Source organism: Kitasatospora sp. NPDC058115 (assembly GCF_042884635.1).
GTDB lineage: Bacteria > Actinomycetota > Actinomycetes > Streptomycetales > Streptomycetaceae > Kitasatospora.
Genome location: NZ_JBHVTL010000002.1, coordinates 263,701 through 282,281, shown reverse-complemented (window position 1 = coordinate 282,281; position 18,581 = coordinate 263,701). Strand labels below are relative to the sequence as shown.

The 18,581-nt window shown below is 76.1% G+C and carries 17 protein-coding genes; 11 read left to right on the top strand and 6 right to left on the bottom strand.

The features are described from left to right. Nucleotides 1-10: 10 nt before the first annotated feature. Nucleotides 11-463 carry a WXG100 family type VII secretion target gene (locus ACFVVL_RS03190; protein WP_380288868.1) on the bottom strand — a complete coding sequence of 151 codons (453 nt, stop codon included), beginning with the start codon at nucleotides 461-463 and terminating at the stop codon, nucleotides 11-13. 224 nt (nucleotides 464-687) lie between these two features. On the opposite strand from ACFVVL_RS03190, the gene ACFVVL_RS03185 reads away from it, so the two are divergent. Continuing rightward, the gene (locus ACFVVL_RS03185) at nucleotides 688-1,887 is read left to right on the top strand and encodes an 8-amino-7-oxononanoate synthase (RefSeq protein ID WP_380288866.1); all 1,200 of its coding nucleotides are present in this window, start codon (nucleotides 688-690) and stop codon (nucleotides 1,885-1,887) included. Continuing rightward, nucleotides 1,884-2,414, top strand: a complete 531-nt coding sequence (locus ACFVVL_RS03180; RefSeq protein ID WP_387670967.1) for a hypothetical protein — start codon at nucleotides 1,884-1,886, stop codon at nucleotides 2,412-2,414. Before ACFVVL_RS03185 ends, ACFVVL_RS03180 begins: the two co-directional genes overlap by 4 nt. Nucleotides 2,415-2,417: 3 nt before the next feature. On the opposite strand, the gene ACFVVL_RS03175 is transcribed toward ACFVVL_RS03180, so the two are convergent. The 3 genes from ACFVVL_RS03175 to ligD form a co-directional block, all read right to left on the bottom strand. Continuing rightward, nucleotides 2,418-3,284 carry an aminoglycoside phosphotransferase family protein gene (locus tag ACFVVL_RS03175; RefSeq protein WP_387670965.1) on the bottom strand — a complete coding sequence of 289 codons (867 nt, stop codon included), beginning with the start codon at nucleotides 3,282-3,284 and terminating at the stop codon, nucleotides 2,418-2,420. Next, nucleotides 3,281-3,916 (bottom strand): GNAT family N-acetyltransferase, encoded by a 636-nt coding sequence (locus ACFVVL_RS03170; protein WP_380288860.1) that lies wholly within the window; start codon nucleotides 3,914-3,916, stop codon nucleotides 3,281-3,283. The genes ACFVVL_RS03175 and ACFVVL_RS03170 overlap by 4 nt, the downstream gene beginning before the upstream one ends. A 67-nt stretch (nucleotides 3,917-3,983) precedes the next feature. Beyond that, nucleotides 3,984-4,994: a non-homologous end-joining DNA ligase gene (ligD, locus tag ACFVVL_RS03165; RefSeq protein ID WP_380288858.1), complete on the bottom strand. Its 1,011-nt coding sequence runs from the start codon at nucleotides 4,992-4,994 to the stop codon at nucleotides 3,984-3,986. Between the two features lie 66 nt (nucleotides 4,995-5,060). Here ligD and ACFVVL_RS03160 point away from each other — a divergent pair, with 66 nt between their 5' ends. Beyond that, complete coding sequence (locus tag ACFVVL_RS03160; protein WP_387670962.1) at nucleotides 5,061-6,122, top strand: ATP-dependent DNA ligase; 1,062 nt, start codon at nucleotides 5,061-5,063, stop codon at nucleotides 6,120-6,122. A 55-nt stretch (nucleotides 6,123-6,177) separates the two neighbouring features. Here ACFVVL_RS03160 and ACFVVL_RS03155 read toward each other — a convergent pair whose 3' ends face one another. After that, nucleotides 6,178-7,605 (bottom strand): serine hydrolase domain-containing protein, encoded by a 1,428-nt coding sequence (locus ACFVVL_RS03155; protein ID WP_387670960.1) that lies wholly within the window; start codon nucleotides 7,603-7,605, stop codon nucleotides 6,178-6,180. Nucleotides 7,606-7,867: 262 nt separating this feature from the next. On the opposite strand from ACFVVL_RS03155, the gene ACFVVL_RS03150 reads away from it, so the two are divergent. From ACFVVL_RS03150 to ACFVVL_RS03125, 6 genes are all read left to right on the top strand, one after another. Then, nucleotides 7,868-8,806, top strand: coding sequence for an ATP-binding cassette domain-containing protein (locus tag ACFVVL_RS03150; RefSeq protein ID WP_387670958.1), 939 nt, complete (start codon nucleotides 7,868-7,870; stop codon nucleotides 8,804-8,806). Further along, nucleotides 8,803-9,459, top strand: coding sequence for a hypothetical protein (locus ACFVVL_RS03145; protein WP_387670956.1), 657 nt, complete (start codon nucleotides 8,803-8,805; stop codon nucleotides 9,457-9,459). The genes ACFVVL_RS03150 and ACFVVL_RS03145 overlap by 4 nt, the downstream gene beginning before the upstream one ends. Before the next feature lie 386 nt (nucleotides 9,460-9,845). After that, nucleotides 9,846-10,874 carry an L-threonine 3-dehydrogenase gene (gene tdh, locus ACFVVL_RS03140; protein WP_387670954.1) on the top strand — a complete coding sequence of 343 codons (1,029 nt, stop codon included), beginning with the start codon at nucleotides 9,846-9,848 and terminating at the stop codon, nucleotides 10,872-10,874. Nucleotides 10,875-10,929: 55 nt separating this feature from the next. Then, the gene (locus ACFVVL_RS03135) at nucleotides 10,930-12,123 is read left to right on the top strand and encodes a glycine C-acetyltransferase (RefSeq protein WP_380288846.1); all 1,194 of its coding nucleotides are present in this window, start codon (nucleotides 10,930-10,932) and stop codon (nucleotides 12,121-12,123) included. Nucleotides 12,124-12,456: 333 nt separating this feature from the next. Continuing rightward, a complete protein-coding gene (locus ACFVVL_RS03130; RefSeq protein WP_387670952.1) occupies nucleotides 12,457-14,214 on the top strand; it encodes a phosphatase PAP2 family protein in 1,758 nt (585 codons plus the stop codon). Nucleotides 14,215-14,349: 135 nt separating this feature from the next. After that, a complete protein-coding gene (locus tag ACFVVL_RS03125; protein ID WP_387670950.1) occupies nucleotides 14,350-15,279 on the top strand; it encodes a LysR family transcriptional regulator in 930 nt (309 codons plus the stop codon). 18 nt (nucleotides 15,280-15,297) lie between these two features. On the opposite strand, the gene ACFVVL_RS03120 is transcribed toward ACFVVL_RS03125, so the two are convergent. Beyond that, nucleotides 15,298-15,822 carry a hypothetical protein gene (locus tag ACFVVL_RS03120; RefSeq protein WP_387670948.1) on the bottom strand — a complete coding sequence of 175 codons (525 nt, stop codon included), beginning with the start codon at nucleotides 15,820-15,822 and terminating at the stop codon, nucleotides 15,298-15,300. Nucleotides 15,823-15,967: 145 nt separating this feature from the next. Here ACFVVL_RS03120 and ACFVVL_RS03115 point away from each other — a divergent pair, with 145 nt between their 5' ends. Next, complete coding sequence (locus ACFVVL_RS03115) at nucleotides 15,968-16,543, top strand: helix-turn-helix transcriptional regulator (protein WP_387670946.1); 576 nt, start codon at nucleotides 15,968-15,970, stop codon at nucleotides 16,541-16,543. Between the two features lies 1 nt (nucleotide 16,544). Beyond that, nucleotides 16,545-18,383 carry a BTAD domain-containing putative transcriptional regulator gene (locus ACFVVL_RS03110; protein ID WP_380288837.1) on the top strand — a complete coding sequence of 613 codons (1,839 nt, stop codon included), beginning with the start codon at nucleotides 16,545-16,547 and terminating at the stop codon, nucleotides 18,381-18,383. Nucleotides 18,384-18,581 lie beyond the last annotated feature (198 nt).

The window sequence follows — 18,581 nt, the reverse complement described above, 5'->3', positions numbered from 1 at the left end:
GGGTCCCCTCTCAGCCGTGCTGCTGGGCGAACTGGCTGTGGACCGCGCTCTCGGTGTTCTCGTAGTTCTGCGCGGTGGTGTGCAGGTTCTTGCCGATCGTGCCGACGGCTTCCCCGAGCGTGTGGGCCTGGCCCGACCAGACGCTCCACGCGGTGTTGAGGGCGGTGGAGAGGTTCCAGCCCGCCAGCGCGGCGACCGCGCCGGTGACGTGCTGCGAGGGCTGCGCGCATTCGGTGCGGACGGCCTCGCGCAGGGCCGCGGCGTTGGTACCGGCCTGGCGGATCATCCCGGGGTTCGCCTTGACGGACGGGCCGCCGGAGGCCGGTGGGACCGTGACGGGCGCCGGCGCCCCGGCGGCGGCCGCCGCGAGGTCGGGGAACTGCTTCTTCGCCTCCGCGGTGAGGTTTCCGGAACTGTCGAAGAGCCACGGGTTCATCCGTCGCTCGAATTCGAGGTCTGCCACCAAGTCCCCCCAGGACTGTTCGACTTGTGGGGACACTACCGGGGGAGCGCGAACGATCGGCCGAATTCCCGGGAATCGGCGGACGGCGGTCGGCCGGATGAATGACAGGTGAACTCAGGCCGTATTCGGGGAGGTGTGGAGGTTGCGTCGAGGGGTTCGGCCGCCCGGGGGTGTGCGCCGGCGCACGTTGCCCGGCGCTGGTGGGGCGTGCCAGAGTGCCGGGCATGGTCAACCGCAGCGTGTTCGAGGCGTCCGACGAGGCCGACGGCTCGGCCGTCGCCGATCCGGGCGCCGTCTTCGACTGGCTCGACGAGAGCGCCCGGCAGCGGGCCGGGGCCGGGCTGACCCGGACGTTGCGCAGCCGGGACGCCGACGACGCGGTGCTCGACCTCGCGGGCAACGACTACCTCGGGCTCACCCGGCACCCCGCCGTCACCCGGGCCGCCGCCGAGGCCGCGCTGCGCTGGGGCGCCGGGGCCACCGGCTCGCGGCTGGTCACCGGGACCACCGCGCTGCACACCGAACTGGAGGAGGAGCTCGCCGCCTTCTGCGGGGCCGAGGCGGCGCTGGTGTTCTCCTCCGGGTACACGGCCAACCTTGCCGCGCTCACCGCGCTCACCGACCCCGACACCCTGATCGTCTCCGACGCCTACAACCACGCCTCGCTGATCGACGGCTGCCGGCTCGCCCGCGCCGAGGTGCACCGCGCCCCGCACAGCGACCCGGACGCCGTCGCCGACGTGCTCGCCGGGCGCTCCCACCGCCGGGCGCTGGTGGTCAGCGACTCGGTGTTCTCGGTGGACGGCAACGCCGCTCCGCTCGCCGAACTCGCCGCCGCCGCCCGGCGCCGCGGCGCGGCGCTGCTCGTCGACGACGCCCACGGCCTCGGCGTGCTCGGCCCCGGCGGCGCCGGCGCCACCGCCGCGGCCGGGCTGGCCGGCGCGCCCGACGTCGTCACCACCGTCACCCTCTCCAAGTCCCTCGGCTCCCAGGGCGGCGCCGTGCTCGGCCCCCGGCGTGTCATCCGCCACCTCACCGAGACCGCCCGCACCTTCATCTTCGACACCGGCCTCGCCCCCGCCGCCGCCGGCGCGGCCCTCGGCGCGCTGCGGCTGCTGCGCGCCGAACCCCATCGCGCCGAACGCGCCCGCGAGGTCGCCCGCACCCTCGCCGCCCGCCTCACCGCCGCCGGCCTGCACGCCTCCGCCCCCGACGCCGCCGTCGTCTCCGTGCGCGCCCCCGGCCCCGAGGCCGCCGTCGCCTGGGCCGCCGACTGCCGCCGCGCCGGGCTCGCGGTCGGCTGCTTCCGCCCCCCGTCCGTCCCCGACGGCGTCTCGCGGCTGCGGCTGACCGCCCGGGGCGACCTGACGGACGACCAGATCACCGGCGCGGTGCGGATCATCGCCGCCACGGCCCCGGCATGAGGCGGCTCCGGGCGGCGGTCACGATGGTGGTCACGCTGGCGGCGGTGCTCGCGCTGCTGGTCGTCGGCGGCCGCGGCACCGCCCACGCCGGCCAGGGGCTCGCCTACGCCGGCGGCCTCGCCGGGACCAGGGGCGTGCTGGTCGCCGAGCAGTGCCTGCGCGTCAACGCCGACCGGCCCGCGCTCGGCCCGACCGGCGACTGCCGCGGCACCTTCCTCCCCGACGACGGCGGCCCGGCGAACGAGCACGCCCGGACGGACTGGCGGATCGACACCCACGAGCGCGTCCCGGTCTCCTGCGCCGCCGACGGCGAGTGCCGCCTCGCCGGCACCGGCGGGGTCCTGTACTGGCTGAGCCTGCTGCTGCTCGCGCTCGCCGCCTTCCCGGTCGCCGGATTCGTCGCCGTCCAGGGACTGCTGCGCCACCGCGACCGCACCCAGCGCAAGCGGGTGGTGCTCGGCGTGGCCACGGCCGTGCTGCTGGCCGGGGCGCTCGCGACCTTCGCGGGCGCCCTGGCCGCGCGCTGAGCGCTACAGGCCCGCCAGGTCCGCCAGGAACACCGTGCCGGCGTCCCGGCGGCCCGCGGCCAGGCGCGGGGCGGCGACCACCACGGCCGTCGCCCGGCACCAGGCGAGGACCCGCCCGGCGTCGGCCCCCGGGACGAGCGCGGTCAGGTCGCCGATCCGGGCCACCAGCGCCGCCCGGTCGGCGACACCGTCCAGCGCCCAGTCGACCAGGTCGAAGTCCGGATCGCCCAGGCACGCGCGCGGGTCGATCGCCACCGGACCGTCCGGGCCGAGCAGCACGTTCGCCGGGTGCAGATCGCCGTGCACCAGCGCCACCGGGGCGCCGGGCCCGGTCAGCTCCCGGGCCAGCGCCCGCGCCCGCGCCGTCGGCACGCCGGGCGCCCGGCGCCCGGTCAGCTCGAACAGGAACTCCAGCCGCCCGGCCAACGGCGGCAGGTCCACCCCGTCCACCGGCACCGAGCGCAGCGCGCCCAGCAGCGGAGCCACCTGCGCCGGCCGCCAGCCCCGCTCGCGCAGCGACGTCCCCGGCCGGACGTCCGCGAGCAGCAGCGCCCCCGACCCCGGGTCGTACCCCAGCAGCCGCACCACCGACGGCACACCCCGCCACGCACCCAGCGCCGCCGCCTCCTGCGCCGCCACCACCGCATCCGGCGTCAGCTTCAGCCACACCGGCACGCCGTCGGCGAGCCGCTCGCAGCGGAACACCCGCGCCGTCCCGCCCCCGCCGGCCTCCCGCACCGCCAGGCCCCAGCGCGCGGCCAGCGCGTCCACCAGACCCGGCAACCCGGCGCACCACACCCGCGCGCCCGGCCCGAAACGCACCTCCAGGCGCGCCCGCGCCTCCTCGGGCACGGCCACGAGCGTGCTCACCGCGCCACCAGCAGCGTCTCCGCCCCCACCGGCCGGTAGCCGGCCGCCTGGAAGGCCCGCACACTGGTCGCGTTCCCCGGCGCCTGCTGCGACCACACCCGGTCGCCCTGCGGCACCAGGTGCCGCGCCGCCAGCGCCAGCGCCCGCCCCAGGCCGCGCCCGCGCGCCGCCTCGTCCACCTCGATCGCGCACTCCCAGCGCCCCGCCACCCCGCGCCCCAGCACCAGCACCCCGCGCCCGCCGTCCGCCTCGAACACCCGGACGTCGTCGCGGTGGCACAGCGCCCGCACCACCCGCGGATGCTCCCGGTCCGCCACCTCCGCCACCGCCAGCGGCGGCGCGCCCGGCAGCCGGTCCGCCACCGTCAGCAGGTCGATGGTGCCGTTCACCCGCCCCGTCCGCCGCGCGAACGCGCTCAGGAACGGCGGACACAGCGGCGCCGCCAGCGGATCGCCCGGCACCGCCGCCAGCGCGGAACGCACCCACGCCGGGTCCTCGTCCGTGAACACCACCGTGTGCGCGGAGAACGCCACCACCCCCGCCTCGCGCGGCGACGGCTGCGCCACCACCGTCACCGACCCGTCCGCCGGCGGGAACACCCCGTCCGCCGCGTCCGCCAGGACCTCCCGCAACCCCCGTGCACCCACCGCAGAACCGCCCCTCCGTGATCCAAGTGACCACCCAGCCTAGAGGTCGCGCTCACACCTTCTTCCGCGCCCGGCTCGGCTGCACCCGGGTCGGCTCGCCCGCCGCCTTCGGATGGTCCGGCGGATACGGCAGCTCGCCGTGCGCCCCCTCCGCGACCTGCCGCTCGTACAGCTCCAGCAGCCCCTCCAGCCCGAACCGCTCGTCCTCCATCCCCGCGTGCACGTCCCCCAGCTCCGCGAACCGGGCCGGCAACGTCCGCAGGTCGAAGTCCTCCGGCAGCACGTCGTCCAGCTCCTCCCAGCGCAACGGCGCCGACGCCGTCGCCCGCGGCCGCGCCCGCAGCGAGTACGCCGAGGCGATCGTGCGGTCGCGCGCCATCTGGTTGTAGTCGACGAAGATCCGCTCGCCGCGCTCCTCCTTCCACCACGCCGTCGTCACCCGCCCCGGCAGCCGCCGCTCCAGCTCCCGGCCCAGCGCGATCACCGCATGCCGCCCGTCCGTGAACGACCACCGCGCCACCAGCGGCACGTACACGTGCAGCCCCCGCCCGCCGGAGGTCTTCGGCCACCCCCGCAGGCCCTGCTCCTCCAGCACCGCCCGCAACTCGTGCGCCGCCCGCACCGCGTCCCTGAAGTCCGTGCCCGGCTGCGGATCGAGGTCGATCCGCAGCTCGTCGACGTGCTCGGTGTCCGAGCGGCGCACCGGCCACGGGTGGAACGTCAGACACCCCAGGTTCGCCGCCCACAGCACCGCCGCCGGCTCCGTCGGACAGATCTCGTCCGCCGAGCGGCCGCTCGGAAAGGCGATCCGCGCCGTCGGCAGCCACTCCGGCAGGCCCTTCGGCGCCCGCTTCTGGTAGAAGAACTCGCCCTCCACCCCGTCCGGGAACCGCTGCAGCGTCGTCGGCCGGTCCCGCAACCCGCGCAGCACCCCCGGCGCCACCGCCAGGTAGTACTCCGCGACGTCCAGCTTGGTGAACCCGCGCTCCGGGAAGTACACCTTGTCCGGGTTCGACAGCCGGACGGTGCGCCCGGCGACATCCAGTTCCACGGCAGAGCCCATGCCTCTCACGCTAAGGGCGCCCCGCCCGCCGCGCGCCCCGGAACGTTCGGCGCGAGGATCGGGACCATGGACCTGCCCGTCATGCCGCCCCTCGCCCCGATGCTCGCCAAGTCCGTCGCGAAGATCCCGCCCGGCATGCAGTACGAGGCCAAGTGGGACGGCTTCCGCACCGTCGTCTTCCGCGACGGCGACGAGGTCGAGCTCGGCAGCCGCACCGGCAAACCCCTCACCCGCTACTTCCCCGAACTCGTCGAGGCCCTGCGCCGCGAGACCCCCCGCCGCTGCGTCCTCGACGGCGAGATCGTCATCGCCCGCGACGGCCGCCTGCGCTTCGAGGAACTCCTCGAACGCATCCACCCCGCCGCCAGCCGCGTCACGCTCCTCGCCGAACGCACCCCCGCCTCCTACGTCGCCTTCGACCTGCTCGCCCTCGGCGACGACGCCCTCCTCGACCAGCCCCTCGACGCCCGCCGCCACCTCCTCGAAACCGCCCTCGCCGACGCCACCGACCCCGTCTTCACCGCCCCCACCACCACCGACCGCGACCTCGCCGGGACCTGGTTCGCCCAGTACGAGGGCGCCGGACTCGACGGCATCGTCGCCAAACCCCTCGACCAGCCCTACCGGCCCGGCGAACGCGCCATGTACAAGATCAAGCACGAACGCACCGCCGACTGCGTCGTCGCCGGTTACCGCGAACACAAGAGCGGCCCCGTCGTCGGCTCCCTGCTGCTCGGCCTGAACGACGCCGACGGCCGCCTCCAGCACGTCGGCGTCTGCGCCGCCTTCGCGATGGCCCGCCGCCGCGAACTCGCCGAGGAACTCGCCCCGCTGCGCACCACCGACCTCGCCGCCCACCCCTGGGGCGCCTGGGCGGACGAAGCCGCCCACGCCGACGCCCGGCTGCCCGGCGCCACCAGCCGCTGGACCGGCGGCAAGGACCTCTCCTGGATCCCGCTGCGCCCCGAACGCGTCATCGAGGTCGCCTACGACCACATGGAGGGCACCCGGTTCCGGCACACCGCCCAGTTCCGCCGCTGGCGTCCCGACCGCACGCCCGAGAGCTGTACCTACGAGCAGCTGGAGGAGCCGGTCTCCTACGACCTGGCCCGGGTGCTCGGCGGCTGAGCGCATCCGGCGCGGGGCCGGGCGATCCCTCCGGGCGACTTCTCGGGCCGACCCGTCAGGCCGACTCCTCCGGCGGCTTCACCGACGAGGACACCGTCACCGACGCCGACGCCGACGGCTCGTCCGCGTCCGCCGGGGCGGCCGGCAGGTCGTAGACGTTCCCCGGCGAGACGACCTCCGTGATCGCCTTCGCGAACAGCGTCGACGGCGCCGAACCCCGGTATTCGACGTCCGTGTTCAGCAGCACCACCAGCGACGCCTGCGCCGACGGCAGGTACACCACCACCGACTGGTAGCCCGGCAGTGAACCGTTGTGCCCGATCCACCCGTGGTTGTCGAACACCCCCAGCCCGTACCAGCTGCCCGGGACCGTCGACGGCTGCGGCTCCAGACGCTGCGCCTGGGTCTGCGGCTTCAGCAGCGAGCCGGTGGCCAGCACCTTCGCCCACTTCTTCATGTCCCCCTGGTCCGAGATGGCCGCCCCCGCCGCCCAGCCCCAGGACGGGTTCCAGTCGGTGGCGTCGGTGATCGTGCCGTCCGCCGTCTGGTCGGTGTAGCCGCGCGCGTGCGGCTGCGGGAACGCGTTGTCGGTCGGGAACACCGTGCGGTCCAGGTCCGCGGGCTCGAACACCTCCTTCTTCAGGAACTCCCCGAGCGGCCGCCCGCCGACCTTCTCGATCACCTTGCCCAGCAGCACCGTGTTGGTGTTGGAGTACTCGAACTGCGTGCCCGGCGCGAAGTCCACCGGGTGCCGGAACGCGTACGCGAGCAGCTGGTCGGGGGTGAACGCGCGCTGCGGGTCCGCCTGGAGGGTGCGCACGAAGTCCTCGTCCTGGGTGTACGAGAACAGGCCGCTGCGCATGTTCGCCAGCTCGCGCAGGGTGATCTTCTCGCCGTTCGGCACACCCGTGACGTACGTGCCGATCGTGTCGTCGAGCCCCAGCTTGCCCTGGTCCACCAGCCGCAGCAGCGCGGTGACGGTGAACGTCTTCGTCAGGCTGCCGACCCGCATGTTGAGCCCGGTCACCATGGCCGTGCCCGGCACCCGCTCGGACACCCCGAAGGCCTTCAGGTACTCGCCCTGCGGCGTCGACACGTTGACGATCACCCCCGGCACCGAGGCCTGCGTCAGGACCCGCTGCACGGCCGAGTCCAGCTTCGCCGTCACCTCGGGCGTCAACGGCACCGTCGTCCCGCTCGCGGTGGCCGCCGGGGGCGTGGTCGCCGGGGTGGTCGGCGACGCCGCGGGCGTCGTGGGCGAGGGGCTCAGCAGGGTGCGGGTGGCCGTCGGGGAGGCCGTGGGGGAGGGGCTCAGCGCCGCCGGTGCGGCCGTCGCCGCCCCGGCGGGCGGCGGATCGGACGGCGAGCCGCCCGCACAGCCGGCGGCGGCCAGCAGGGCGGACAGCGCCAGCAGCAGCGCCGGCGGGGCGGCGGGCCACCGCCGTCGGGACGTCGTGGCTCGGGCCGTCACACGGTTCGTCATCTTCGGGACGCCTCTCTGGGCCGGACGGACCCGGAGCAGCGCTCCACGGGCCCGCAAGGGGGAGCGTTCGCCAACGTATGCGCCCCGGCAGCGCCCCGCGCGCCCACCGGCCGCCCGCTGGACCGAACGGACCCACGCGTCAGCCACCCGCCCCAACCCCGCTCGCGCGCCCACGCCGCACGCCCCCGCCGCCATTACCCGCCCCCTACCCGCCCCCGAGTAGGGTGCGCACCGCCGGACCCGACGGGAGGGGAACACCGAGGTGCTGCAGAGCGGAGCCGTCGCCGTGGCGGTCGCCGAAGCCGTGGCCGTCGGCAAGCGCTACGGACGCGGGCCCTGGATCCTGCGCGACGTCGACCTGCGCCTCGACGCCGGCGACGTGCTCGCCGTCCTCGGCGCCAACGGCTCCGGCAAATCCACCCTGCTGCGCATCCTCGCCGGGCTCACCCGCCCCACCACCGGCCGCCTCACCCACCCCGCCGCCCGCCGCCCGGCCGCCGTGGGCTACGTCCCCGACCGGTTCACCGCCCACGAACGCCTCACCGCCGCCGGCTACCTCACCCACCTCGGCCGCATCCGCGGCCTGCCCACCGCCACCGCGCGCCGGCGCGCCGGGGAACTCCTCGACCGGCTCGCCCTGGTCGGCGGCCCCGACGCGGCCCTGCGCACCCTCTCCAAGGGCAACGCCCAGAAGGTCGCGCTCGCCCAGGCCCTGCTGCTCCCGCCGGACCTGCTGGTGCTCGACGAACCCTGGTCCGGGCTCGACGCCCCGGCGCACACCGTCCTCGCCGAACTCATCGCCGAGACCGCCGCCGACGGCGGGGCCGTGGTCTTCACCGACCACCGCGAGGCCGTCGCCGAGGCGCAGGCCACCGCCACCCGCACCCTCGCCGACGGCCGGCTGAGCCGGTGCGCGCCCGTCGCCGACCCGTCCGCCCCGCCCGCCGAGATCGTCCTCACCGGCACCGGCACCGGCACCGGCCCCGGCGCCCCCGACTGGCGCGCCCTGCCCGGCGTCCTCGCCCTCAGCCGCCGCGGCCCCGAACTCCACCTGCGGGTCGCGCAGGCGCACACCGACGCCGTCCTGCTCGCCGCCCTGCGCCACGGGTGCTCCGTGCACGCCGTCACCCGCCCGGCCACCGCCCCCGCGTCGCCCGCCGCACCCGCCCCGAGGCCCGCCCCGAGGAGCGCCACCCGATGACCGCCCTCGTCCGCTACCAGCTCACCACCCTCCTGCTCTCCCAGCGCTTCCTCGCCCCGCTGCTCCTGTTCACCGCCCTCGTCGCCGTCCTCACCAGCAACGACACCGGCCCGCTCACCGCCGCCCACGGGGCCGCCTCCGCCGCGATGCTGCTCGCCGCCACCTGGCTCACCACGGCGCTCACCGGCCTGGAGGACCGGCCCCACCGCGCGCTGCTCACCGCCGCCACCGGCGGCCGGCGGCGCCTGCTCACCGGCACCGTCCTCACCGCCCTCCTCGGCTGCCTGCCGCTCACCGCCCTCGGCCTGGCCCTGCCGCTGCTCGTCGGCACCCACACCCCCACCGCCGCCGACCTGCTGCTCGGCACCGAGGCCCAACTCACCTGCGCCTGCACCGGTACCGCCGTCGGCCTGCTCGCCTCCCGGCCGGTGGTCCGCCGACCGGGCCACGGCCTGCTGCTCGCCCTCGCGCTGCTCCTCGCCCTCACCGTCAGCAAGGGCCTGCCTCCCGTCAACCTGCTGCTCACCCGGCTCTCCGCCCACCACCGCTCGGCGGACCTGCTCGCCTCCACCGCCCTGCTGCTCGCGCTCGCCGTCGCCCTGCTCGCCGCCGCGGCCGCCCTCGTCCACGCCGTCACCGCCCGCCGCGACTGACCCGTTCCGCGACCGACCCCGTTCCGCAACCGACCCCGTTCCGCGCCCGGTCCGGTGCCCCGCCCGGTCCGGTGCCCCGGCCCGGCCGCTCCGGGGGGCGTGCGCCCTCCGGGGCGGCGCCCGTACGCCCCGGACGCGCCCCACGCGCTCCGCCGTCGGAGTGCCGACCGGCACGCCGCGACGGCCCCGGACCCCTGCTCGGGCACGATCGTTTAGCCGAGCTGTCGCGGCCCTTAAGAATTCCTCGATGGACCGCACCCCCTCCCACCAGGCAGATTTCTGCCTGCCCGGAATGCGGACACCACCGGCCCCGCAGGCCGCCACCCCCCGGGCCCCGCCGGCCTGCCCACACCAGGCCGCCCCACCGTGCGTCAGGAGCCACCGCCGTGAAGGCACTCGTCAAGCAGAACGCCGAGCCCGGACTCTGGATGATGGACGTCCCCACCCCGGTGATCGGCCCCGGCGAGGTCCTCATCAAGGTGCTGCGCACCGGCATCTGCGGCACCGACCTGCACATCCGCAAGTGGGACGGCTGGGCGCAGCAGACCATCCGGACCCCGCTCGTCCTCGGCCACGAGTTCGTCGGCGAGGTCGCCGAGATCGGCGCCGGCGTCGCCGACATCGCCGTCGGCGACCTGGTCAGCGGCGAGGGCCACCTGGTCTGCGGCAAGTGCCGCAACTGTCTGGCCGGCCGCCGCCACCTCTGCCGCAACACCGTCGGCCTCGGCGTCAACCGCGACGGCGCCTTCGCCGAGTACGTCGCCCTGCCCGCCTCCAACGTCTGGGTCCACCGCGTCCCCGTCGACCTCGACGTCGCCGCGATCTTCGACCCCTTCGGCAACGCCGTGCACACCGCGCTGTCCTTCCCGCTGGTCGGCGAGGACGTGCTGGTCACCGGCGCCGGGCCGATCGGCATCATGGCCGCCGCGGTCGCCAAGCACGCCGGCGCCCGCAACGTGATGATCACCGACGTCTCGCCCTACCGCCTCGACCTCGCCCGCAAGGTCGGCGTCTCGCTGGCGCTCGACGTCTCCGAGCACACCATCGAGGAGGGCCAGCAGAAGCTCGGCCTGCGCGAGGGCTTCGACGTCGGCCTGGAGATGTCCGGCCGCCCCGAGGCACTCCGGTCGATGATCGCCAACATGACCCACGGCGGCAAGATCGCCATGCTCGGCCTGCCCGCCGAGGAGTTCCCGATCGACTGGGCCTCCGTCGTCACCTCCATGCTCACCATCAAGGGCATCTACGGCCGCGAGATGTTCGAGACCTGGTACGCGATGTCCGTCCTGCTGGAGGGCGGCCTCGACCTCAGCCCCGTGATCACCGGCCGCTACCCCGCCGCCGACTTCGAGGCCGCCTTCGACGAGGCGGCGAGCGGCCGCTGCGGCAAGGTCATCCTCGACTGGACCGCCTGATCCCCCCTCCCCGGCACCCTCGCCACCCCCGTTGCCACCCCGCTTAGGAGCAGCTGTGTTCGACACCGTGCGCGACGACCTCGCCGCCACCCTCGACGAGATCCGCGAGGCCGGGCTCTTCAAGCCGGAACGGGTGATCGGCACCCCGCAGAGCGCCGCCGTCACCGTCACCGGCGGCGGCACCCCCGGCGAGGTCCTCAACTTCTGCGCCAACAACTACCTCGGCCTCGCCGACCACCCCGAGGTGCTCGCCGCCGCCAAGGACGCCCTCGACCGCTGGGGCTACGGCATGGCGTCCGTCCGCTTCATCTGCGGCACCCAGGACGTGCACAAGGAGCTGGAGGACCGCCTCTCCGCGTTCCTCGGCCAGGAGGACACCATCCTCTACTCCTCCTGCTTCGACGCCAACGGCGGCGTCTTCGAGACCCTGCTCGACGAGCGCGACGCCGTCATCTCCGACGCCCTCAACCACGCGAGCATCATCGACGGCATCCGCCTCTGCAAGGCCCGCCGCCACCGCTACGCCAACCGCGACCTCGCCGACCTGGAGCAGCAGCTCAAGGAGAGCCAGGACGCCCGCCGCCGCCTGATCGTCACCGACGGCGTCTTCTCCATGGACGGCTACGTCGCCCCGCTGCGGGAGATCTGCGACCTCGCCGACCGCTACAACGCCATGGTCATGGTCGACGACTCGCACGCCGTCGGTTTCGTCGGCGCGAACGGCCGCGGCACGCCCGAGCTGCACGGCGTCATGGACCGGGTCGACATCATCACCGGCACGCTGGGCAAGGCGCTCGGCGGCGCCTCCGGCGGCTACGTCGCCGCACGGCGCGAGATCGTCGCCCTGCTGCGCCAGCGGTCGCGGCCGTACCTGTTCTCGAACTCGCTCGCGCCGGTGATCGCGGCGGCCTCGCTGAAGGTGCTGGACCTCGTCGAGCAGTCGAACGAGCTGCGCGAGCGGCTGGCGGCCAACACGGCGCTGTTCCGCGCGAAGATGACCGAGGCGGGCTTCGAGATCCTGCCCGGCGACCACCCGATCGCCCCGGTGATGATCGGCGACGCCGCCGAGGCCGGCCGCCTCGCCGAACTGCTGCTGGAGCGCGGCGTCTACGTGATCGGCTTCTCCTACCCGGTCGTGCCGCACGGCCAGGCCCGGATCCGGGTGCAGCTCTCCGCCGCGCACAGCACCGAGGACGTCGAGCGCGCCGTCGCCGCCTTCATCGACGCCCGCGCCGCCCTGGGCGAGTAGCCGCCCGCCCCCCTGATCGCCCGTGGCGCGTCCGCTCGGAACCGGACGCGCCACGGGCTCGCCAACGCCTGCACGGCCTCCGAACCATCTGTCCCACCCTCCCGCCACGGGAGTGGGAAGTCGGCCCGCCCGACTTCCCACTCCCGTTCGCGGTCTCCGGGGCCGTTTCCGGGGTGCCCCTCCACGACCTCTCCGGCACGGTGCCGGGCACGGTGCGAAGTGTCGGCGCGCCCCGTGGCGCCACCCGGGTGGGGGTGCTCGGGGTGCGGGGCGTCGGGTGGGCGCAGAGAGTCGGCGGGAAGGGGGCGCGGCGGGCGGCGGGAGAGGAGCGGGATGGCGGGGAGCAGGCCGGGGGCCGTGGTCACGGCGGTCTGCTGGGTCGCGGCGCTGACGGCCTGCGCGGTGGTGACGTGGACCGCCGGACGGCGGCCCGTGCTGGTGGTCGCCGCCCTGGGCGCGGTCGCGCTCGCCGGTGCGCTGGTCGCCCGGTGGCCGCCGCCCGGGGTGCCGGTTCCGGCGGCCGTCGGGCCGGTCGGCGCGGCGGCGCTGCTGGTCGGCGCCGCACTGCGGGGGAGCCCCGAGGACGCCGTCCGCGGGGTCTGGGTCGTCGCGCTCGTGCTGCTGGAGGTGCTGCCCCGGCGCGCGGGCGGTCTTGCGCTCGGCGCGGCCGCCGCCCTGCACCCCGTCGCGCTGCTCTTCGCGCCCCTCCTGCGCGCCCGGGCCGCGCTGACCGCCGCCGCCACCGCCGCGGCCCTCTGCTTCCTGCTCCGCCTCCGGTACGGATTCACCGGCCCCGGCCCGCTCGGCCCCTACGGACCGTCCGCTCCGCTGTTCGCCCTGCGGCTCGTGGTGGCCGCCGCCGTCGCGGTGCTCGCCCTGCGCCGTGCCCGCGCCCTCGCCGCCGACGGCCAGCCGCTGCTCGCGGTCGGCGTCGTCGGCTGCGCGACCGTGGCCGCCGCCCCCGTCGCCGGCCCCGCCGACCTCGGCTGGCTGCTGCTCGCCGCCACCGGCCGCCTCGGCCGCCGCCCCGAGGACCGCGCCCTGTGGCCGGTGGTCGCCGTCACCGCCGCCCTGCTGCCCGCCACCCTGTTCGACCCCGGCGTCGAGCCGGTCAGCAGCCGGCTGCTGCGCGAGACCCCCGTCCTGCTCGCCCTCGCCGCCGCCACCGCCCTGCCGTTCCGCCGCCGCACCGACCCGCGGTGGCGACTGCACCGCGCCCCAGGACCACCCCCGCCCCGGCGCACCGGCCCGCTCGGGCGCCCGGGCCCCCCGCGCCTCCCGCTGCTGCCGGCCCGGCTGCGCCCGGTCTCCCGGCCCAACCCCGTCCTGGAACTCCTGCTCATCCAGGTCGGCTACGGCGTCTACACCTACATCCGCAACGCCGCCCCGGACCGGGTCGCCGACGCCACCGACCACGCGCGGCGCCTCTACCGCCTGGAGCAGGCCCTCCACCTGGACATCGAGCCCGCCCTCAACGGCTGGGCGCTGCGGGCCGGCGACTGGGTGCGCGACCTCGCCCAGGAGTACTACCGGGTGCTGCACGTGACCGTCCCGCTGGCCGTGCTGCTCTGGCTCTACGTCCGCCACCCGGCCCGCTACCGCACCGCCCGCACCGTGCTGTTCGCGGCCACCGGCCTGGCGCTGCTCGGCTTCTGGGGCTACCCGCTCGCACCGCCCCGGCTGGTGCCCGGGACCGGCCTGCACGAGGAGCCGGGCGGAATCCCCGGCGAGTCGCCGCTCGGCGCCCTGACGGCGCTGACCAACCAGTACGCGGCGATGCCCTCGCTGCACATCGGCTGGGCGGCCTGGTGCGCGCTGGTGGTGGTCGGCACCGCCCGTACCCCGTGGGTCAGGGCGGTGGCGGTGCTCTACCCGGTGACGACCTTCCTGGTGGTGGTCGCCACCGCCAACCACTGGGTGCTGGACGCGGTCGGCGGCGTGGCGGTGCTGCTCGCCGGGTGCCTGGTGGCGTTCCTGCTCACCGGCCGGCTGCCCACCGACCGCGACCCCGCCGCCCCGCCCGGACCGCCCGCCCCGGAGCGGGTGACCCGCCCCGCCGCCCCGGCCGTCCGCCGCAGCCCTCCGGAGTAGCCCCGGAGCAGCCCCGGGCGTGTCCCCGTGGAGCGGGAAGTCGGCCGGTCCGACTTCCCACTCCACGGGGCCACTCCTTCCCCGGCTCTTCACCCCCGCCCCGGCAGGCGCGGGGGCGCTGGCAGAATTGGGGCTGTGATCGACGCGAGACGGCTGCGGACCCTGCGAGCGGTGGCGGACCACCGGACGGTGACCGCCGCGGCGGCCGCGCTCTACCTCACGCCCTCCGCCGTGTCCCAGCAGCTCGCCGCGCTGGAGCAGGAGACCGGGCACCACCTGCTGGCCCGGGAGGGGCGCGGGGTGCGGCTCACGGCCGCCGGGGAGATCCTGCTCGGGCACGCCGACGCCGTGCTCGCCCAGCTCGAACGGGCCGAGGCCGACCTCGCCGCCTACAGCGCGGGCGTCGCCGGCGAGGTGACCGTCGCGTCCTTCGCCACCGGGATCTCGCTCGTCCTCGCGCCCGCGATCGGCACCCTGGCCGCCCGTGCCCCCGGCGTCCGGCTCAAGGTGCTCGACGCCGAGGGCGACGCCAGCCTGCCGATGGTGCTCGACGGCCGCGCCGACCTCGCGGTGGCGGTCGAGTACCGGGGCGCCCCGCGCGCCGACGACGCCCGCCTCACCCGGGTGCCCCTGTACGCGGAACCGTTCGAGGCGGTGCTGCCGCTCGCCCACCCGCTGGCCGCCGGCCGGGGCCCGATCGCGGTGGCCGACCTCGCCGGAGAACCGTGGATCGGCCCCTACCCGGGCAACCCCTGCCACGACGTGGTGCTGCTGGCCTGCGAGCACGCCGGGTTCCAGCCGCGCCTGGTGCACTCCTCCGACGACTTCCGGGCCGTCGTCGCCCTCGCCTCCGCCGGTGCGGGCGTGGCGTTGGTGCCGCGCTCGGCGCTGCTCGGCGTCGACCTGGCCCGGGTCGCCGTCCGTCCCGTCGACAGTGCCCTCGCCACCCGCCGGGTGTTCGCCGCCGTCCGGGCCGGGGCCGACGGCCACCCGCTCATCCGCCCGGTGCTGGACGCCCTGGCCGACGCCGCCCCGGACGCCGGCCCCGAGGGCGACCGGCACTGACCGGAACGCCGCCGGCCGTCAGCCGGCGAAGAGCGGCTCGTACGGCGAGCCCTCCGGGGTGAAGATCAGCACAAACTCCTCGCCGGCGCCCGTGACGACCTCCCGCAGCCGCGCCAGGACCTCGGCCTCGGTCGGCAGCACCAGGCCGAGCGCGGCGGCCGCCCGGTCGCGCCGGAGCGGCAGGTCGGGCAGGTCCTCCCGGTACTCGGCGCCCGCCCGCGCGCTCTCCGCTGCGGAGAACCCGGGGCAGTCCCGCCACCAGGGCGCGACCAGCAGCAGCCGCAGCAGCTCCGGCAGCCCGATCGCGACCAGGGCCGCCCGGCCCTCGGAGTCGGCGTACAGGACCGGGCGCTCCTCGCCCCCGTCGCCGCAGAAGAAGAAGGTGCCGCCGGCCCCGTCCCCGGCGAAGCCCTCCAGCGCCGTCCCGGAGGCGAGGTGCACCTCCTCGCCGTGGTCGGCGCGGTCGAGGTCGAAGTCGCCCGGCCAGTCCAGGAAGCGGGCGGCCTCGGTGTGCTCGGCGATGGCGGAGATCAGTGCGGACATGCGGGCACGCTACCCGCCGGGACCGACAGCGCAACCGGTCCGGGGATGGCATGCTCCTGACGCGCCCGCCCTCTTGCCGGTGCCCGGTGCGGGCGTCAGCATGAGGGCACCGCAGTGCTGTGCCGCCGGAGGGGGGATCCTGTCGATGGGTGGTGGAGATCCGGTCTGTCCGGCGTGCGGGCGCCCCCGGGTGCCCGGTGGCGCGCCACGGCCGACGGCGGCCGCGCTGTCGCTCGCCGGGGCGCTGACCCCGCGCGAGAGCGCCGTGCTGCACCTGCTGGGCCTCGGATACGACAATCGGTCGATAGCCTACGAACTCCATATCAGTGAACGCACCGTCAAGCGGTTCGTCACCGCCATTCTGGCGAAACTGGGACTCCGGTCAAGACTGCAGGCCGGACTGCTCGCGCTGATTCTCGCGGAGTCCGCCCCCGCACCGGCGACCGGCGGTGATTCCTGGCCCAAAGGTCTCATGGACGGGCCCCGGGGCGGCGGTGATGATGATCTGGCATCCGAGAAGGAGGGGACCATGACCTTCGACGCCCTCAACGCCCTCCGGCAGGCGGGCAATCCGGTCGACCTGCTGACCCTGGAACAGCAGGACGTGCTGTCCCGGCTCACCGAGGACGAGGTGGCCGTCCTCAATTCCGTGAAACAGCGGCTGGACGCCGTTTCGGACGCCGAGGTGGAAGGGCATTCCTTCGTCATCAAGTTGGCGTGAGATGACGGTTGGATTCGGGATTCTCGGCCCGCTCCGCGTGCTGGAGAACGGCCGGGAGCTCGACGCGGGATCACGGAAACAACAGGTCCTCCTGACGGCACTGCTGTCCCACGCGAACACCCGGCTGTCGGCCGAGACGCTCGTCGAGGCGCTGTGGGACGACGCGCCGCCGCGCACTGCCCGCAAGAACCTCCAGGTGTACGTCTCGGGGCTGCGCCGGCTGCTCGGGGCCGAGCCCGGGAGCGCCGGGGAGCGGGCCGTCCCGGCCGTGCGGATCAGCCACCAGGCCGGCGGCTACGTCCTGCACGCCGGCGAGGACGGCCTCGACGCGCTCCGCTTCGAACAGCGGGCCCGGGCCGGGGCGTTCGCGCAGGCGCTGGAGCTCTGGCGCGGACCCGCGCTGGACGGCTTCCGGGACGTGCCGCTGATCGACGCCGCCGCGCAGCGCCTGGACCGCCGCTTCCTGGGGGTGTTCGAGGACTGGCTGGACGCCGAACTCGCCGCAGGGCGCGGGGCGGAGGCGATCGAGCGGGTCGCCGAGACCGCCCAGCGCCACCCGCTGCGCGAGCGGCTGCGGATGCTGCAGATGGCCGCGCTCTGCCAGGCCGGGCGCCGCTTCGAGGCCCTCGCCGTCTACGACGAGCTGCGCCAGCTGCTCGCCCATGAGCTCGGCCTGCCGCCCAGCCCGGCACTGGCCCGCTTCTACCGGGCGCTGCTCTGCGACGCGGGCCCGGTCCTGCCGCGCACCGCCGCCCCGTCCGGGCCGGCCGCCCCGCCCCCTCCGGCCGCGCCGTACGGGCCCGCCGCCGTCGGGGGCCCGGCGCCGCCCCACCTGCTGCCCGTCGACCCGCCCGCCTTCACCGGCCGTGCCGCCGTCCGGCACCGCCTGGCCGAGGTGCTCACCGGCGGAGCCGGCCGGCTCGCGGTGCTGAGCGGACCGCTCGGCGCGGGGAAGACCGCGCTCGCCGTGCACACCGCGCACCGGCTCGGTGAGCGGTTCCCGGACGGCCGGCTGTTCGTGCGGCTGCGCGGGGACGACGGCCGGCTGCGCCCGCCGGAGGACGTGCTGCGCCAACTGCTCGCCGCCACCGCCCCCGCCGGGCGCGGCGGCGGTGGCGGCGACCCGCGCTGGGCCTGGCAGTTGTGGCTGACCGGCCGTCGCGCCCTGGTGGTCGTCGACGACGCCCGCCGCGAGTCGGAGGTCCGGCCGCTGCTGCCGGAGGCCGGGGAGAGCGCGGTGGTGGTCACCGCCCGGCCCGGGCTGATCGGCCTGGAGGGCGCCCACCGGTTCTGGCTGCCGCCGCTCGCCGTGGACGAGGCGGTGGAGTTCCTCGGGCGGACGATCGGCGCCGAGCGCGTCGAGGCCGACCGCGAGGCCGCCGCCCGGATCGTGTGCGCCGCCGGGCTGCTGCCGCTCGGGGTACGGCTGGTCGCCGACCGCCTGGCCTTCCTGCGGCACGTGCCGCTGGGCGAGTACGGTGCCCGGCTGACCGGCGGACGCGCCCTGCTGGACGAACTGTGCGGCGGCGACCCGCTGGTGCGGGTGCGGCTGGCCGGATCGGTGGGGGAGCTGCCGGAGGCCGGGCACCGGGCGGTGCTGCGGCTCGGGCTGCTCGCCCGGCCGGTGTTCACGCTCGACCGGGCCGCGGCGGTGCTGGACTGCGACCCGGGGACGGCCGCGCGCACCCTGGAGGACCTCCTGGAGGCGAGCATCCTGACCCTGGCCGGCACGCCCGGCCCGGCGGGCACCGTGCGCTACGCGATGCCCGCGCTGCTCTACGCCTACGCCCGGGAGCGGGCCGCCCGGGCCGCCGAGCGGGTCCCGGCGCGCCACCACTGAGACGGTCCCGGCACGCCACCGCCGGGCGGGTCGCGGTGCGCCACCGCCGAACGCCGGCGCGGGCCCACGTCGAACAGCGCGTGCACCACCGGCGAACGGCGGCTGACCAACCGTCATACCGAAATCGAACCGCCGCCCAAGCGCCGCCATACCGGGCCTCCCTACGGTGGCCCCGGGCCGGCGTAGCGGACGCCGCAC